The sequence below is a fragment of the Peribacillus sp. FSL M8-0224 genome (assembly GCF_038003055.1).
Lineage (GTDB): Bacteria > Bacillota > Bacilli > Bacillales > DSM-1321 > Peribacillus > Peribacillus frigoritolerans.
The window spans coordinates 5,067,448-5,085,301 of sequence record NZ_JBBOOJ010000001.1 but is presented as its reverse complement, the minus strand read 5'-3'; the positions used below and the strand labels follow the sequence as shown (position 1 = coordinate 5,085,301).

General features: G+C 41.3%; 19 protein-coding genes. 17 read left to right on the top strand and 2 right to left on the bottom strand.

Annotation, left to right across the window (positions count from 1 at the left end):
- The 5 genes from nuoN to spoIID all read left to right on the top strand — a co-directional run bounded on the left by nuoN (position 1) and on the right by spoIID (position 5,401).
- Positions 1 to 1,527 (top strand): NADH-quinone oxidoreductase subunit NuoN, encoded by a 1,527-nt coding sequence (nuoN, locus tag MKX49_RS24725; RefSeq protein ID WP_340878141.1) that lies wholly within the window; start codon positions 1 to 3, stop codon positions 1,525 to 1,527.
- 149 nt (positions 1,528 to 1,676) lie between these two features.
- Entirely contained in the window at positions 1,677 to 1,919 is a 243-nt protein-coding gene (locus tag MKX49_RS24720; RefSeq protein WP_034315776.1) for a DUF1146 family protein, read from the top strand.
- 158 nt (positions 1,920 to 2,077) lie between these two features.
- Entirely contained in the window at positions 2,078 to 2,827 is a 750-nt protein-coding gene (locus tag MKX49_RS24715; RefSeq protein ID WP_048685820.1) for a YwmB family TATA-box binding protein, read from the top strand.
- Positions 2,828 to 2,859: 32 nt separating this feature from the next.
- Positions 2,860 to 4,161 carry a UDP-N-acetylglucosamine 1-carboxyvinyltransferase gene (murA, locus tag MKX49_RS24710; protein WP_034315774.1) on the top strand — a complete coding sequence of 434 codons (1,302 nt, stop codon included), beginning with the start codon at positions 2,860 to 2,862 and terminating at the stop codon, positions 4,159 to 4,161.
- A 202-nt stretch (positions 4,162 to 4,363) separates the two neighbouring features.
- Positions 4,364 to 5,401, top strand: a complete 1,038-nt coding sequence (spoIID, locus tag MKX49_RS24705; protein WP_226990485.1) for a stage II sporulation protein D — start codon at positions 4,364 to 4,366, stop codon at positions 5,399 to 5,401.
- 20 nt (positions 5,402 to 5,421) lie between these two features.
- Here the strand turns inward: spoIID and MKX49_RS24700 are convergent, their stop codons facing one another.
- The gene (locus MKX49_RS24700; RefSeq protein ID WP_340878140.1) at positions 5,422 to 5,847 is read right to left on the bottom strand and encodes a VanZ family protein; all 426 of its coding nucleotides are present in this window, start codon (positions 5,845 to 5,847) and stop codon (positions 5,422 to 5,424) included.
- Between the two features lie 154 nt (positions 5,848 to 6,001).
- On the opposite strand from MKX49_RS24700, the gene MKX49_RS24695 reads away from it, so the two are divergent.
- The 8 genes from MKX49_RS24695 (at position 6,002) to MKX49_RS24660 (ending at position 12,456) form a co-directional block, all read left to right on the top strand.
- Complete coding sequence (locus MKX49_RS24695) at positions 6,002 to 6,880, top strand: M23 family metallopeptidase (RefSeq protein WP_340878614.1); 879 nt, start codon at positions 6,002 to 6,004, stop codon at positions 6,878 to 6,880.
- 434 nt (positions 6,881 to 7,314) lie between these two features.
- Positions 7,315 to 7,587, top strand: a complete 273-nt coding sequence (gene spoIIID / locus MKX49_RS24690) for a sporulation transcriptional regulator SpoIIID (RefSeq protein ID WP_034315767.1) — start codon at positions 7,315 to 7,317, stop codon at positions 7,585 to 7,587.
- A gap of 307 nt (positions 7,588 to 7,894) precedes the next feature.
- Entirely contained in the window at positions 7,895 to 8,896 is a 1,002-nt protein-coding gene (locus MKX49_RS24685; protein WP_048685812.1) for a rod shape-determining protein, read from the top strand.
- A 277-nt stretch (positions 8,897 to 9,173) separates the two neighbouring features.
- Complete coding sequence (locus MKX49_RS24680) at positions 9,174 to 10,013, top strand: flagellar hook-basal body protein (RefSeq protein WP_323596360.1); 840 nt, start codon at positions 9,174 to 9,176, stop codon at positions 10,011 to 10,013.
- 48 nt (positions 10,014 to 10,061) lie between these two features.
- Positions 10,062 to 10,904, top strand: coding sequence for a flagellar hook-basal body protein (locus MKX49_RS24675; RefSeq protein WP_340878138.1), 843 nt, complete (start codon positions 10,062 to 10,064; stop codon positions 10,902 to 10,904).
- A gap of 168 nt (positions 10,905 to 11,072) precedes the next feature.
- Positions 11,073 to 11,327, top strand: coding sequence for a DNA-directed RNA polymerase subunit beta (locus MKX49_RS24670; RefSeq protein ID WP_053087418.1), 255 nt, complete (start codon positions 11,073 to 11,075; stop codon positions 11,325 to 11,327).
- 128 nt (positions 11,328 to 11,455) lie between these two features.
- Positions 11,456 to 11,884, top strand: a complete 429-nt coding sequence (gene fabZ / locus MKX49_RS24665) for a 3-hydroxyacyl-ACP dehydratase FabZ (protein ID WP_034315755.1) — start codon at positions 11,456 to 11,458, stop codon at positions 11,882 to 11,884.
- A 290-nt stretch (positions 11,885 to 12,174) separates the two neighbouring features.
- Positions 12,175 to 12,456, top strand: a complete 282-nt coding sequence (locus MKX49_RS24660) for a hypothetical protein (RefSeq protein WP_251540651.1) — start codon at positions 12,175 to 12,177, stop codon at positions 12,454 to 12,456.
- Positions 12,457 to 12,570: 114 nt separating this feature from the next.
- On the opposite strand, the gene MKX49_RS24655 is transcribed toward MKX49_RS24660, so the two are convergent.
- Complete coding sequence (locus MKX49_RS24655) at positions 12,571 to 13,005, bottom strand: YwpF family protein (protein ID WP_034315749.1); 435 nt, start codon at positions 13,003 to 13,005, stop codon at positions 12,571 to 12,573.
- Between the two features lie 360 nt (positions 13,006 to 13,365).
- Here MKX49_RS24655 and ssb point away from each other — a divergent pair, with 360 nt between their 5' ends.
- The 4 genes from ssb to MKX49_RS24635 all read left to right on the top strand — a co-directional run bounded on the left by ssb (position 13,366) and on the right by MKX49_RS24635 (position 17,781).
- Complete coding sequence (ssb, locus tag MKX49_RS24650) at positions 13,366 to 13,728, top strand: single-stranded DNA-binding protein (protein ID WP_214811232.1); 363 nt, start codon at positions 13,366 to 13,368, stop codon at positions 13,726 to 13,728.
- Positions 13,729 to 14,168: 440 nt separating this feature from the next.
- A complete protein-coding gene (locus MKX49_RS24645; RefSeq protein ID WP_152908346.1) occupies positions 14,169 to 15,173 on the top strand; it encodes an ABC transporter ATP-binding protein in 1,005 nt (334 codons plus the stop codon).
- Positions 15,154 to 16,122, top strand: a complete 969-nt coding sequence (locus MKX49_RS24640; RefSeq protein WP_057278171.1) for an ABC transporter ATP-binding protein — start codon at positions 15,154 to 15,156, stop codon at positions 16,120 to 16,122. Before MKX49_RS24645 ends, MKX49_RS24640 begins: the two co-directional genes overlap by 20 nt.
- Positions 16,123 to 16,164: 42 nt before the next feature.
- On the top strand, positions 16,165 to 17,781 hold the full coding sequence (locus tag MKX49_RS24635) for an ABC transporter substrate-binding protein (protein WP_057278170.1): 1,617 nt from the start codon (positions 16,165 to 16,167) through the stop codon (positions 17,779 to 17,781).
- Positions 17,782 to 17,854: the final 73 nt, after the last annotated feature.

Here is a 17,854-nt window from a genome sequence, read left to right as displayed (position 1 = left end):
ATGGATTGGAACACGATGCTTTCTTATGATTGGGGAGCGATGATGCCTGAATTCATCATTCTTGGAACGACCATGATTCTTTCGATACTGGATTTATTCTGGCCGAAGCACTTTAATCGGAGAAAACTGGCATGGCTCGCGCTAACCGGAATCATTTTGGCATGTTTGTCACTGATTAGCCTGCTATCCTTTGAGACAGTCAGTATCTTATCCGATACGTTTCGTTTAGATTCATTTGCAAAAGCTTTTAAGCTGCTACTATTATTCGGAGCGGCCCTGATCATCCTTCTGGCTGAAGGATATGAACCGAAAGAGGGGCTGCGGGAGCACCGGGGGGAATTTTATTATCTGTTCCTGACCGCTTTGCTTGGAGCGATGGTCATGTCCTCAAGCGGTGATTTGATCACGCTGTTCGTTGGACTGGAACTTCTTTCACTTTCATCTTATATATTAGTCGGAATGCGCAAGCATGATCGGAAGTCCAACGAAGCGTCCATGAAGTATGTGATAAACGGAGGCATTTCCACAGCAATCACTTTATTCGGGATGAGCTATTTATATGGAGTGACCGGTTCCGTCAATCTAGGCGAAATGAGCAGGACGATGGCTGCGATGACGGACGGGCAGCTGCAATACATCATGGGGCTCGCTTTCTTCATGGTATTTGTCGGTGTATCCTTCAAGATAGCTGCCGCACCGTTTCATATGTGGGCGCCGGATGTCTATGAAGGGGCACCGACACCGGTCGCAGCCTTCTTGAGTGTAATTTCGAAAATGGCGGGTTTCGTCATCATCCTGCGCCTTTTTCTTTCGTTGTTCCTAACAGCTTCCGGTGATACGTTCGGGGCGCTCGATTTTTTGGATAAAAATAATATTTATATAGCTTCATTGGCGGGGCTGACGATCATCATTGGAAACGTGGTTGCGTTAAGGCAGCAAAATTTAAAACGAATGTTTGCCTATTCAAGCATCGCCCATGCGGGTTACCTGCTTGTGGCGGTGGCAACATTGGGCGGGGGATATTTCCTCCTGGATACTGTCTGGTTTTACCTAATGGCTTATGTATTAATGAATATCGGTGTATTTGCAGTCATTCAGCTGCTTTCCAGTCAAAGTGGGTCCGAAGATATCAGCATTCTTGCAGGACTGGGGAGGAAATCCCCGTATCTTGCCATGGCATTCACCGTATTCATCCTGTCGCTTGCTGGAATTCCCGGGACGACAGGTTTCATTGGCAAACTTAATATTTTTCTTGGGACATTCATAACGGAGCCTGGACATTTCGTCCTTGCGGGAATCATGATTGCAGGTACCATTGTGTCCTATGTGTATTATTTCGGATTATTGGTGCAGGTCTTTTTCCGACCGATTCATTCAGGGAAGGTCATTAAAATTCGTCCGGGTCTTTACGCCGTGTTGATCATATGCGTAATAGGCACCATACTTTTCGGGGTGGCGCCAAATATTGCCTTTGATTTTATTCATGATCAATTTGGTGATTTTACAGACTTTATTTCGAGTAAATGATATAATGCCTGTATCAGAGGCTTGTTCCATTGGATCAAGCCTCTATTTACAGTTTTAAAAAGATATTTTGCAATTCTTCCTTTTTAATTCCAAATATGAAGGGGTTTTGTGTTAGAATAGAATTCGGGTGTCTTTTAGGAGGTATGTACATGTTTTCAGCAATGGGACAGCAGGCTTTAACAGGAATAATTGCACACTTGTTTTTCATCGCAGTTACCTGGTGGGCTTTACAGGCATTACATTTTGATAAAATGTTAAGATCCAATTCGGTCATCAAGGCCAGGGTATTATATATTTTATTAACGGTTGCCATCGGTTCAGTTGTAAGTAATTTCTTCCTCGACTACCTGGGATTTGCAAACCAACTTCCGTATATGTTTAGTAATGACTGATATGCTGTAAGACTTTTCTTATAGCAAAATATGATTCTACTCTTGTATTCGCTATTGCTTCCTTCAAGTTTAAGGGGAAGGTGTCACCAATTGTCGGAAAAATCGAAGTATGATCTCTCTCCTTGTGGAAAGAATGTGTAAAAGGGGAGGGATTTAACATGTATTTTTTAAATAAAAAAATGTTAACATACATAGTATTTCTCGGTTTGATGGTGATTTTAATTGGGAATAGTACGATTGTGGCAGAAAGTAAACCAGATATAGTTAAAATGGTGGGACTGTTACAGGAAGATAAAGATTTAGACATAGGGGATTGGTCTGTACTCACTAGAGAAATAAATAAAGAGATTACAACTAAACAAGAGTTTGAAAGCGAAGTTACAGCTTTAAAACGAAAATACCCTCAATTTCAATGGCACCGGAAAGATGATGCTTCCGGCTGGAAGGCTGAGGCGTTAACTTACAATGTCGATTCAGGTCTGACCGAGTCTATCAAAATAATGACAACGGAAGAGAAATTTGATAAAGTTACCTATGTTATTTACGAAGTGAAGGGGAAAAAGTGGAAGAAAGCCAATAATGCCTTTTTTACCGCTACGTTCCAAAACAGGGTGAATGACCTATTTATAGGAACTCCTTCAATTTTTTCTTGTATTAAAGGGTCTATCAATGATAATATGGATTCGGTTTTAAACTCTAAAACTGAAGACCTGTTAGATATGTTCCAAGCAAGGGAAATTGAGAGTGTGCACGAAACAAACTTTACATCTATATCTGCACATTCAACTTTGTTTAAACAACCTTTGACAAAAGAAAAATTAAATTTGCAGTTTGGGCTACGGACAGAAGGATTGGGTGACCGAACGAACTTTGTAGTTGGCACACCAATCATAACGTTTGAATATTAATATAGAGAAAATGGACGCGGAGGGGAATACTTTTGGAAAAAATCATCGTCCGCGGCGGAAAAAGGCTTAGCGGGACAGTTAAAGTAGAAGGTGCTAAAAACGCCGTTTTGCCAGTTATCGCTGCAACATTATTAGCAAGTGATGGGAAAAGTATCATTAAAGATGTTCCTACGCTCTCCGATGTATATACAATCAATGAAGTATTGCGCAACTTAAATGCAGATGTTGCCTTTCATGACAATCAAGTAACTGTAGATGCATCAAGAGAGTTATTAGAAGAAGCACCATTTGAATATGTACGTAAAATGAGAGCTTCCGTTTTAGTGATGGGCTCATTACTGGCAAGGAATGGCCGGGCCCGCGTTGCTCTTCCTGGTGGCTGTGCCATCGGATCACGTCCTATCGACCAGCATTTAAAGGGCTTTGAAGCGATGGGAGCAAAAGTGAAGGTCGGCAATGGTTTCATTGATGCCGAGGTAGAAGGCAGACTTAAGGGTGCAAGAGTGTATCTTGACTTCCCAAGTGTTGGTGCCACCGAAAACATCATGATGGCTGCTACGCTTGCTGAAGGTATTACGATTCTTGAAAATGTGGCCAAAGAGCCTGAAATTGTAGATCTTGCGAATCTCCTTAATAAAATGGGTGCCAAAGTCAGAGGTGCCGGTACTGGTACGATGAGAATCGAAGGTGTCGATAAATTATATGGCACTGAACATACGATTATACCTGACCGTATCGAAGCTGGTACATTCATGACAGCGGCCGCTCTTACTGGCGGCAATGTTCTTGTTCAAGGAGCTGTACCTGAACACCTTACTTCCCTTATTGCTAAAATGGAGGAAATGGGCGTTAAAATTCTTGAAGAAGAAGATGGATTACGCGTTATCGGTCCAAAAACCTTGAAGGCCATTGACATCAAAACAATGCCGCATCCTGGTTTCCCGACTGATATGCAATCGCAAATGATGGCATTATTACTGCGTGCTGAAGGAACAAGTATGATTACGGAGACCGTTTTCGAAAACCGTTTCATGCATGTTGAAGAATTCCGTCGCATGAATGCCAATATTAAAATAGAAGGCCGTTCCGTTATCGTTAATGGTCCAACTAACATTCAAGGTGCTGAAGTAGCTGCAACAGATTTACGTGCCGCGGCAGCGCTCATCCTGACTGGATTGGTTGCAGATGGCATTACACGTGTTACAGAATTGAAGCATCTTGACAGAGGTTACGTGAATTTCCATGGTAAATTGGCATCTCTAGGTGCTGATGTGGAACGTATTAACGAAGATGTGCCTGCTGAAACAAAAAAAATTGCAGATTTAAACGCATAAGTAGCTTATAAAACCATTCACGTTCGAGTCTCCGAACCGTGAATGGTTTTTTTTATCATGTTCCGGATTCTTGGCCGACAGTTAAATACTTGTCGTTTTTCTATTCATAAATGCTTGTCCTTCGACATACATTTGTTATGTAAAGATACCTGCTGGATACGATTATACGGCAGAGAAAACAAGTGTAGGGAGGCTCAGGAATTTGAAAGCAATCAAACCGATGGTCGTACTATTCATAGCAGTAGCATTCGTAATTATCATGATTCCGGCAGTGCTTGTGCTTCCATTTTCAAATGATAAGACAAGTGGGCAGTTGACCGAGCAATTGGAAAGTAAAGGGAAGAATGAAGGCAAAGAGGTAGCAGCAAATGAAATGAGTTCCGTAGAAGTTGCCGTTTACCGCACATCTGCAAAAAAGATTGAAAAACTGCCGATTGAATCGTACTTGAGTGGTGTGGTTGCAGCTGAAATGCCAGCAGATTTTGAAGAAGAAGCGCTGAAAGCACAAGCGTTGACGGCGAGAACCTATATTGTCAATCAGCTCATAAGCGAAAGTCGATTAGGCTTGCCGGATGGTGCCGATGTAAGCGATACGGTCATGCACCAAGTTTATAAGAATAATGATGAGCTGAAAAAACAGTGGGGCTCTGATTATAAATGGAAAATGCAAAAAATTAACAAGGCCATAAAAGAAACGGCGGGTCAAATCTTAACCTATGAAGGAAAACCGATTACTGCCACCTTTTTTTCGACAAGCAATGGCTATACGGAGAATTCCGAGGACTATTGGCAAGCTGAATTTCCCTATTTAAAAAGTGTATCCAGTCCATGGGATAAAGAAGAATCACCAAAGTTTTATAATAAAGTAGTAGTCGACACTGCAGATTTTGAAAATAAATTGGGTGTAAGTCTTTCTTCGGGAGCATCCATAGGAACTGTCATTGAAAGAACATCAGGTAATCGCGTAGGTGTAGTGGATATCGGAGGAAAGAAAATGACAGGAAAACAGATTCGTGAGAAGCTCGGGCTGACATCTTCCGATTTTGACTGGGAGCGTCAAGGCAACCAGATTGTGATCACGACAAAAGGATCTGGACACGGAGTTGGAATGAGCCAATACGGTGCTAACGGCATGGCCAGGGAAGGGAAAACCTATGAAGACATCGTGAAATATTATTATAAAGGCGTCAAAGTCCAGTCTTCAAGTAAGTGGCTGAATACGATGACGGCAAAAAAATGAGAGATGGGAATTCCCATCTCTCATTTCTTTTCGTTTAATTTTTCTATAAAGGTCAAAAAGCCCCGTTTACGCTTGAAATAATGATATTGGACATGAAAATAAACTGCAGCTACTCCAATGATATCTTTAATGACATCTATTAAGCTAGAGGAGCGGTACGGGACGAAAGATTGATGGTATTCATCAATCACTCCATAAAGGCAAGCTACAAGGGCAGCCAACAGGCTTAAACCAGGTCTCAGTTTTTGGTGTGCAGCAAGTGCCGAAACAAATAATATATACAAAAGGGCAAATTCGACCAGATGAAGTGCCTCTTTGATAAATCGGTCAAATGAGGATGAGGGAAGATCAAGAATCATATCATCGGGGTTGCTCGACATTATCCAAATGGCAATCATATATAGAAAAGGCAATGACGTTAACACAAGTTTAAAAGCTTTTTTCATGATTTAAACATCCTTCAACAGTAAGATACCAAACATTTTACCATTCTACGAATAAAATCGGTTTCATTTCCACAAAATAAATCCAAAAAAAAATTTTTTCCAAAATGTATATAATTTTAACAAAATGTTCAGAATGATTGCTGAGGTGATTAATATGAGAGAGGAAGAAAAGAAACCAACTTCCACAATCCGACGTATACTAAAACAACGTTGGGCATTATCAGCAATCTATATCGCAAGTGCAGCCATAATCTTAGCCGCGGCCTTCTTATTACAAAATAGTTTTGATGATTCAGCTAAAGATGGCAAAGAGGAATCGGCTGAAACAGGAAAAAACTATGGTGAACCTTCTGTAGAGGTTAATAGCAATCTTGAGACAATCAAGATGCCTGTAGCCGATGCAGACAAATCGGTTATCAAGAAACAGTTTTATGATGTGAATGCGGATGAAAAGGCACAAGAAGAAGCATTGGTTTTCTACAACAATAGATATGAGCAAAACAAAGGTATAGACATTGCAATGGAAGATGGAAAGTCTTTCGATGTAAAAGCTTCCTTAAGTGGAAATGTAACGAAAGTCCAAGACGATGCGTTACTTGGAAATTTAGTTGAAGTAGAGCATGAAGATGGCGTTGTTACTCGTTATCAATCTGTTAAAGACATTAAGGTTGCAGTCGGTGACAAAGTGAAACAAGGACAAGCAATAGCTACAGCCGGAAAAAGCCAAATCAATGAAGAGGCTGGCGTACATGTCCACTTCGAAATCAGAAAAGATAACATTGCGTTAAACCCACTTGATTTTGTTGATAAACAAGCTTCTGCGATCCAATCTGCAACTGATGCCGAAGCTGATAAAGAAGAAACACCTGCAGTCGAAGGATCTGAAGCTGACAAAGAAGAAACACCTGCAGTTGACGAAACTGACGAGAGCACTGATTTAGAGAGTGGCACTGATGAGGAAGGCTCTGTCCCTGGTGAAGATACAACTGAAGAAAGCGATTCCTTAAAAGATTCGTTAAATCAATCTAATTAAGATTAAGATTTTTAATAAAATCAAAACAAAAACCTAGAGCGTTACGAATGACAACAACTGAAAATTTGGTAAAAGGAGGCCGTTCACTTTGAACGGCTTCTTTTTTTCTTTCGGGGAAATATTGTCCAATATGCTGAAACCTTTGAATTTCTGACAAATTTCTCGGGAAATAATTTACGTTTAATGAAAATAAACAGATGAAAATCAGAAATATATCCAAACCTCCTGTCCCATTAGGCATATATTCTTAACCAAGCTAATAAGATGTTATAAACCATGCAAAGAGAGTGTTTGAGGTGAGGAATCGTTTATTACAAATTATCTAATAGGTGAATAATTCTATCTTTCATTGTTTATAGGGCAGCGGTATTCGATTCGAAAAATACGAATCTCATTTCACACTTCTCACATCCAATTTGGGGAGGTCGAGTGGTGTGCACGATTACATCAAAGAAAGAACTATCAAGATAGGAAAGTATATCGTGGAAACTAGAAAAACAGTCCGCGTCATTGCAAAAGAGTTCGGAGTCTCTAAAAGCACAGTGCATAAAGACTTAACTGAGAGGCTGCCAGAAATTAATCCTGATTTGGCTAACGAAGTGAAGGATATATTGGATTATCATAAATCCATTCGTCACCTTAGAGGTGGAGAAGCGACAAAATTAAAATACAAACGTTCTGAAAGAGAAGAAGAAATCGTTAAATGATACTTGAATCATTCCGGCAATTGGAAGTGAATCGGGCTATCGGGGAATGAATAAGGGGACATGAAAGTGAGTGTCAGCTTTTTCTTAACCTTGATTGCGGTTCCATGCCGGAATTTTTTTATGGGGAAATAAGGTAAGGTAGTGCATAAGGCATTGATTTTTTTTACATATTGTCAAAATAGGAAATAATAGTCTGTATTAGTGTTTATTTATAATTCATACTTACTTGTGTCAATGCAATATGGTAAAATAAACAATTAGGACAGAAGTAGGTTATATGTGAGGATATTCAAGGAGGATTTAAGAAATGTTTGCTAGAGATATTGGGATAGATCTTGGAACAGCCAATGTTCTTATACATGTCAAAGGTAAAGGAATTGTGTTAAATGAGCCTTCGGTAGTGGCGATTGATAAGAATACGAACCGTGTTCTTGCCGTCGGGGAAGAAGCTCGAAAAATGGTAGGCCGTACTCCAGGAAACATCATCGCAATCCGTCCTTTAAAAGACGGTGTCATTGCAGATTTCGATGTAACAGAATCGATGCTTAAGCATTTTATCAATACATTGAATGTGAAAGGCTTCCTTTCAAAGCCTAGAATTTTAATTTGCTGCCCGACCAACATAACAAGTGTCGAACAAAAGGCGATTAAAGAAGCTGCCGAAAAAAGCGGCGGGAAGAAAGTATACCTTGAAGAAGAGCCGAAAGTGGCTGCAATCGGTGCCGGTATGGATATTTTTCAGCCAAGCGGCAATATGGTCGTGGACATTGGCGGGGGTACAACGGATATTGCCGTTCTTTCAATGGGGGATATCGTTACATCTTCATCCATTAAAATGGCCGGTGACAAATTCGATAATGAAATATTACATTATATCAAGCGGAAGTATAAGCTCCTGATTGGTGAACGTACAGCGGAGAACATTAAAATCCAGGTTGCAACCGTCTTCCCTGGATCTCGTAATGAAGTCATCGATATCCGTGGGCGTGATATGGTATCGGGATTGCCTAGAACCATTTCGGTCAATTCTGAAGAAATTGAGGAGGCTCTTCGCGAGCAGGTTTCCATCATTGTACAAGCTGCAAAAAGCGTACTTGAGCGGACGCCGCCAGAACTTTCTGCTGATATCATCGACCGCGGCGTCATTTTAACAGGCGGGGGAGCCTTGCTTCACGGGATTGATTTACTTCTTGCTGAAGAACTTAAGGTCCCAGTGCTCGTTGCCGAGCAGCCGATGGATTGTGTAGCAATCGGAACCGGTATCATGCTTGATAATATGGATAAATTGCCACGGCACAAATTCAACTAAAAAGCGGGTGGAAATCCGCATCATAAGATAGGGGTCTAAGGTTCAGACAAACGTGAGGCATAGTGAAAGTGCGTGCAGTTCCAGTACTGATGAGCAATAGGCCCTCTTCTTTTAGTCGAGAATTTAACACCATTCCTTTAAATTTGACCTAGCCTATGATATGACAAATTCTTCTGCCTAATGCTTCTCCTTTTCCTTAAGATACTGATGTTCATGACCGATAAGATAGATATGAGATATTGAACGGATAAGTTATGTAGATTGGGGAGTGAAGAAGATGTTAAGAGGTTTTTATACGGCTGCTTCCGGGATGCTTGCACAGCAAAGGCGCACGGAATTACTCACAAACAATATGTCCAATGCGAATACAACAGGGTATAAAGCGGATCAATTGAGTGTAAGGTCTTTTCCGGAAATGCTCATAAGCAGCATGGGTGGTGAAACGGTTCCCACGGAGAGCAAATTGAGCATGTCTAACTTTTCCCAGGTTGGGGGGCTCAGTACGGGTGTTTACGTACAGGAGGCGAATCCTTTATTTACACAGGGCACATTGGAAGAAACCCAGCTTAATACGGATATTTCCCTTGTTGATGAAAACCTACCGATCAATGAGGAAACGGGTCGGCAAGGCTCGGTGTTTTTTACTGTCCAGGATGGCGATGGTGCTATCCGTTATACGCGTAACGGCAGTTTCACCCTGGATGGGCAAGGTTATCTGACTACGCCGTCCGGTCATTATGTATTGAGCGAAAATAATGAAAAGATCCAGCTTGATAGCGATCGATTCACAGTAGCGGAAAACGGTGTTATTTTAGAGGGAAATGTTCAAACCGCACGTTTGGGGATCGGTTATTCGGATGATCCGTCATTACAGCTCATGAAAGATGGCGAAGGCCTATATAAGGCTGTGAATGATGGGGATTTACCTAGCGCATACGCGGCTGCGGATGTCAGTTTTTCCACTGAGCAGGGCTTTCTTGAAGGCTCCAATGTTGACCAATCGAGAACGATGACAGAAATGATGTCGGCATACCGCTCTTTTGAAGCGAGTCAGAAGGTGCTTCAAGCCTATGATAAAAGTTTGGATAAAGCGGTCAATGAAGTTGGCAGGCTTTAATTGAGCAGTAGGTGAAATTCGGAAATTTGAACTGTAAGGGGAAAAACCATGAACCGGACGATGATGACGGCGACGAATACGCTGAACCAGCTTCAAAGTAAAATCGATCAAATAAGTAATAATATCGCGAATGTGGACACGACAGCCTACAAAAAGACCCAAACGAGTTTCAATGACTTATTGACACAGAGTTTCAATAATCAACCGAGTGAGACCAAGGAAAAAGGAAGGTTGACCGCACCTGGCATCCGGCAGGGAACAGGTGCAATGATAAGCCAATCTCAATTGGTGCTTTCACAGGGTGCCTTAAAGACGACGGACCGCAACCTTGATGCCGCATTCACCCGAGATGACCAGTTCTTCACCGTAAGCGTTCAGGACGATAATGGGGTCCATACAAGGCTTACAAGGGATGGTGCCTTTTATTTATCCCCTAATGCTAACGACCAAATGATGCTTGTCACCTCTGCTGGACATAAAGTACTTGATGAAAATGGTGAACCGATCCTCATAGAGGGAAATATTAAAGACATTAAGATTTCGGAAAAAGGCTTATTGATAGTGGATACGGAAGAATATGGCGAAAAGAGTTTTGGGCTCGGAATAGTCTCGGTAAAGAAACCGCAATTTCTTGACCGGCTAGGCGGGAATTTACTTGGCCTGCCCAAAAACTTCAATGCCTTGGGTGTTACGGAAGACGATATCATGACTGCATTAACAGGGGATTCCCGCAACCAGGCAGCAGTCCGTCAAGGTACTCTGGAGTCCTCAAATGTCGATCTTTCCAAAGAAATGACGGATCTAATCAATGTTCAGCGGTCTTACCAATTTCAATCCAGGGCGGTAACGATGGCTGATCAAATGAGCGGATTAGTCAATGGAATCCGTTAAGGTAACTGGTAAATAAAATGTCTCCCTGCGGAATTAGAGCAAATCGGTTATAATGAATTCATAACAAGAGAAATCATTCGTGCCGACCATTTTGCATAGCTGCTGAATTTCTGGCGTATCGGGGATATCAGTCGGCGAGTTTTCTTAAAAGGAGCTTTCACATTCTATATGGAACAAAATCGTGTAATGAGACAACAAATTGAAGAAGAGATAAAGGAAGTTGAGGCGAAACCGAATCGTAGGATCAAGGTCCGTCTTTTGCCAATTTGGCTTCGTTTACTCATTGTTATCGGATTGATTTTCATTGCTGTATTATCCGGGGCACTATTAGGATATAGTGTGATTGGCGGAGGACATGCAATGGATGTTTTCCAAAAATCCACATGGACCCATATTTTTGATATAGTGAACAAGGGCGCGTAGTTCCATGTTTTTTTGAAGTAGTTGCTGTCGTTAACGGATTTATATTTCATGGCAACTACGCCTCTGTCTAGATGACAGGGGCGAGTTTACGTTATGTTTGAAATATTTAAGTCATAGGAGGAACAAGTATGCTTGATATCACACAAATAAAGGAAATTATTCCGCATCGTTACCCATTCTTATTAGTCGATCGGATCATAGAAATTGATGAAGGGAAAAGAGCGGTTGGATTGAAGAATGTCTCGGCAAATGAAGAATTCTTTAATGGCCATTTCCCCGATTATCCAGTTATGCCTGGAGTTTTAATTGTAGAGGCCTTAGCGCAGGTTGGCGCTGTAGCCGTCTTGAAACAAGAAGAATATAAAGGCCGGCTTGCATTTTTCGCTGGGATTGATAATTGCCGCTTTAAAAAGCAAGTTAAACCAGGTGATCAGCTGCGTCTGGAAGTGGAAATAGTGCGTATGAGAGGGTCAATGGGTAAAGGGAAAGCGGTGGCGACGGTTGATGGGGAAACAGCATGTGAGGCCGATATCATGTTTGCCTTTGGTGACAAATAAGATTCTTTTTCCGTGATGGGAATGGAATGTTTTAACTATATGTTTTCAAAAAGTGGTTTAAGGAATCGTGAAGCGGTGTATATAAATAGCACTGCATTGCTTTTTTAAAGCAAGAGCGGTTTTTAGATCTTTCTATTCTCCCTTTGAATGCCGGACATTATTATGTCCGGCATTTTTTAATGTTTAATTCCAAAAAGCAGATTTTCTTTTTAAATTTAAAATAGGACGCAAGTTATTTTCACATTCGGGCAAAATACCTAATGATAAAGAAAGAAGGGAGGTTGCCAAAAATGATGAAGAAAATTTTTGCACTACTTGGGGGATCTTTATTATCTATTATGTTCCTTGCTGGATGTGGAACGGATAATGATGACAACAACAATCCTGCACCAGAAGAAGATAACAACATCATTGAAGATGATAACAACGGTACAGATGATAACAATGGTACGGATGATAACGGCATGAACGGTAATGATGATGGATTGCTTGAAAATGACGATAATAACGTCGATAATGATGCCGATGACTTGATTGAAGACCCTGATAAAAATGACGACAAAAATAAGTAATTAGCACAGAATGAGAAAGACTGCTTAGGCAAAAGAGGATTAATATCCTTATCCGTCTAAGTCAGTCTTTTTTATGTGCATTCGATTAGGGGATGGAAATTAAGGGAAGGTTTTTTATTTATTAGTTGCTAATTTAGGCTTTGAGCGGATTTTTTGCTTGAACTCTTTTATAAGTTCATCGCCGACGAGACCCTTTTGGACCAAATCTTCTAGAAGGAGTTCTGCATATTTGCTCCGTGTTTTTTGGATATGACCAACGAATAAAAGGCTATAGTGATTGCCCACTTTTCTTATTGTACGTAAGACAGTTTGAAACAAAGCCGGTTCATTGTCCTTTTTGGTAATGACTGCCTGGATATACACCTCTCCGTCTATATCGGGAAGTGAGGGTTCAAGCTCTTTGAAATGTTTTTCTTCGACAAAGGCTTCCAGTAACCATGATCTAGCGTCGTTTTCTTTATTTATAATCAATCCATCTGTTAATGCAATATCAATCAAGTTTAAATTTTCAGTAACAATTTGCAACGAGATCAATTTGAATGATTTCATCTAATTCCTCCGTTTCTTGCAAGAAAGAGCGGCGATTACCTCTCTTAAACGTAAATTTTTGAAAGGGTACATATCGATTAATCCTTTTAAAGGTAATTATATCATACTAAAAAGAAGTCTCTTAATGAAATGAAAACCCAACATTTGTCTAAATTATGAAGGATGGAATAAAAATTTGCAAAATATTTAATTTTGTTAACTATTCGTTTTTTACCTGATTTTAAACAATAAAAAGTGTTTTTGCACCAATCCAAACGTCTTTTTATGAAGAAAAATGGTGTAATAAGATCATTTCCTCCATTTTTTAATCGATGGAAGAAAGCGTATGATTAAAGCAATTGAAGAGGAAGGAGTGAAAAAATGATTAACCAAGTTACCCTCGTCGGCAGGCTTACGAAAGATCCAGAATTAAGATACACACCCGATGGCAAGGCTGTTTCCAATATCACATTAGCAGTCAACCGGAACTTCCGTAATACTGTCGGTAACTATGAGGCAGACTTTGTACAGTGTATCATATGGAAAAAGTCGGCTGAAAATACTGCTCAATATTGTAAAAAAGGAGCCATAATCGGCATAACTGGCCGAATACAAACAAGGAGATATGAAAATCAGGAGGGTAAATATGTATATGTAACTGAAGTGGTCGCCGAGAGGGTTCAATTCATCGGAACTAAACAAAATGATGGTAAGCCCAAGGATTTTGAACATATTGGTTTATAGTGTTACTTGAAGGTTGGGCATGCTAGCTTGCTTAATAAAGAATTGTTTTAAAATGTAAGATCTAAATTCGAAACACAATAAAAGTATTTATATGACCATAATGAATAACCAATGCATAGAATTACATGAATTTTTTATAAAACTTCGCAGTAGTATATAGAATTATTTTTCATCCATTCATTCCCCTAAGCTAATATAGCTTCTTCTCCGCAGGAAACCCCGATTTACCCTCAAAAAAATCGTGTTATATGATTTCCCCCTTGGAATGACTGCAAATAAGCAGTCTTTTTTTTGTGCCAAAATATGTGTAAATAGAAAAAAATAAAAAATAATTCTGTTAAATTAGAATTTTTAGAAAATATATTGTAATATTTTAATTTTGATGCAATAATAAACCCAATAATATAATGGAAAATAAGTTATATATAGGAAGTGATTTGATGGACGAACCAATTATTAAGGTTAATGGGCTTCGAACCAGTTTTCGTACGGACGATGGGGTGATCCCTGTCGTGAATTCAATCGACTTTCATGTCAATCCTGGTGAGGTTTTAGGGATTGTAGGAGAATCTGGATGCGGAAAAAGCGTAACTTCTCTGTCCATCATGGGTTTGGTTTCTTCACCGGCTGGTAAGGTGGAGGGGGAAATCCTTTTTAAAGGAGAAAACATCGCAAATGCCTCTGAAGCAAAAATGAGAAAAATTCGCGGGAATGATATAGCGATGATATTTCAAGAACCGATGACAAGCTTGAATCCCGTATTCACTATTGGCGAGCAGTTGGTCGAGACGCTTCGGATACATAAAAAATGGAATAAAAAGCAGGCACGAAATAGAGCTGTGGAAATGTTGAAGCTGGTTGGGCTTGGCCGTGCCGAGGAATTGCTCAAAGAGTATCCGCATCAGCTTTCTGGCGGAATGAGACAAAGGGTCATGATAGCGATGGCCATGATTTGTGAGCCGAAACTCCTTATAGCCGATGAACCGACAACGGCATTGGATGTGACGATCCAGGCACAAATCCTGGAGTTAATGAAGAATTTAAATAAAGAAACAGACACGGCAATCATGATGATTACCCATGATCTTGGGGTAGTGGCGCAAATGTGTGAACGTGTCATTGTCATGTATGCCGGCAAGGTGATTGAGGAAGGAAATGTGCAAACGATTTTCCAAAACCCTAAGCATCCTTATACGGTTGGTTTACTTCAGTCGATTCCCGATATGCGAATAAAGAAAGAGCGCCTATACTCGATACCGGGTAATGTGCCAAAACCTGGGACAAGCAACCTCGGGTGCCAGTTTGCACCCCGCTGCTCCCATGCCATGGAGCAATGTATGAATGAGACCCCGTCTCTACTGGAATTCGATGAGGGTCAGCATGTTCGCTGCTGGCTGTATGAAGATGGGAAAGGAGCTTCCTTGCATGAATCAAACATTGGTTAAGGTAGAAAACCTAAAGAAGCATTTTCCGATAAAAGGAGGGGTTCTGGGAAAGACCATTGGAGAGGTCAAGGCAGTCGATGGTTTGTCTTTTTCCATTTATAAAGGGGAAACCTTGGGACTTGTCGGTGAAAGCGGTTGCGGAAAGTCTACGACGGGAAGATTATTGCTTCGATTGCTTGAGCCGAGCGAGGGCAATGTTTATTTCGAAGGAAAGGACCTGACTGCTTTATCTTCCAGTGAAATGAGAAAGATGCGCCGTGAAATGCAGATGGTCTTCCAGGACCCATTCGCCTCCCTCAATCCCAGGCATACTATTGAAAAAATTTTGGAAGAACCGCTCATTGTCCACGGGGTTAAAGATAAAAAGGCGCGGAAGGCCCGTGTACAGGAACTTCTTAAGGTCGTCGGCTTAAGCAGTTACCATGCTAAAAGGTATCCGCACCAATTCAGCGGAGGCCAGCGGCAGCGTATTGGCATCGCGAGGGCACTTGCAGTCAACCCTAAACTGATCATTGCCGATGAGCCGGTATCTGCACTGGATGTATCGATTCAGGCCCAGGTCTTGAATCTGTTGCAGGATTTGCAGGAAGATTTTGATTTGACCTACTTGTTCATTGCTCATGATCTTGGAGTGGTAAGGCATATCTCCGACCGTGTCGGTGTGATGTATCTTGGACATATTGTTGAATTGACGGAAAGTGAAGGACTTTATGAAAATCCGCTTCACCCATATACGCAGGCTTTATTATCGGCCGTGCCCATTCCGGATGTGGAATATAAGGGGGACAGGGTAATCCTGCAGGGAGATGTTCCAAGCCCATCAAACCCGCCCAGCGGCTGTCCATTCCATACAAGATGTCCGAAGGCGATGGCAGAATGCAATACGGACAAGCCAATCCTGACTGAACATAAACCTGGTCACTACGTTGCTTGTCATCTATACAATTGACACGACGTATACATAAATTCGCAAATAATAAGGGGGAAGAATATGAAGAAAACATTGGCATTGTTGCTGACTGGTATCCTGGCTCTTTCGCTAGCGCTTGCGGGATGCTCCTCGTCTACATCAAAAGAGAAAGATGATGGTAAAGGGGGATCTAGTGAAGCGAAGGGCGGCGTATTGATATACGGTAAAGGCGGAGATGCTGTCGGTCTTGACCCGGCTATCGTAACCGATGGGGAATCATTCATCGTCACTCAGCAGATTTTTGAAACGCTTGTGAAATATGGGGAAGATGATACGGAAATCAAACCGGGTCTTGCAAAGTCATGGGAAGTCTCCGATGACGCGAAAACATACACATTCAAATTGGAAACCGGAATCAAGTTCCATGATGGTACGGATTTCAATGCAGATGCGGTCGTAAAAAACTTTCAACGATGGGCAAAAAGTAAGGATGAAGGGAAATTTGCGTACTATGCCTCCATGTTCGGAGGATTTGAAGGTGATGAAGGTCATGTTATCAAAGAAGTAAAAGCGATCGATGCCAGCACGGTGGAATTCACTTTGAACCGTCCGCAGGCGCCGTTCCTGAAAAACCTTGCGATGCCTACATTTGCTATTGCCAGTCCTGATGGAATTGAAAAAGAGGGTGACGACTTCACTAAAAACCCATCTGGTACAGGTCCTTTTAAGTTCAAATCATGGAAACCTGGCGATACGATTGAAGTGGTGAAAAACGATGACTATTGGCAAGATGGACTGCCTAAACTTGATGGAGTCACGTTTAAGGTCATTAAAGATAACTCTGCACGTTTAAATGCTGCAATCAAGGGTGAAATAGACCTGATGGACGGGTTGAACCCAAGTGATATCAGTAAGGTTACAGGAGATGAAAAACTGCAAATATTCGAACGTGCATCCATGAACGTCGGGTACTTTGCTTTCAATGTTGAGAAAGCACCATTCGACAAGAAAGAAGTGCGTCAAGCCATCTCGCATTTGATCAACAAAAAGGAAATCATTGATAATTTTTATGAAGGCACAGCAGAGCCTGCCAAGAATCCTATGCCTCCATCCGTTTCTGGCTACAATGACAAAATCGAAGACTATGATTACGATGTGGAAAAAGCGAAAGAACTGCTGAAAAAAGCTGGACTTGAAGATGGATTTAAAATGGATCTATGGGCAATGCCGGTACCGCGCCCATATATGCCGGATGGTCAAAAAGTGGCTGAAGCCATTCAAGCAAGCCTAAAACAAGTCGGCATCGAAGCGAATATCGTTTCGTACGAATGGGCTGCATATTTAGAGAAAGTGCAGGCTGGTGAGGCCCAATCCTTCATGATGGGCTGGACAGGCGATAATGGAGATGCAGATAACTTCCTTTATACATTATTGGATAAAGATAATATCGGCTCCAACAACTATGCCCGTTATGCAAACGATGAAGTCCATGAATTGCTGATCGAAGCCCAGTCCACGGCAGATGAAGCCAAGCGTAATGAGTTGTACGGAAAAGCCCAGGAAATCATCCATGATGAAGCTCCATGGGTTCCGCTTGTACACTCTTTACCGCAGTTAGCCGGATCTAAGACGGTCAAAGGGTTTGTTCCACATCCAACTGGTTCACAATCCCTTGTTAATGTTTCTCTAGAAAATTAACCGTACGAACCGGGTAGTATGGAGTCTTGCATGCTTCCCGGTTTTGTTATGGAATGCATTTCAAAATGATCGA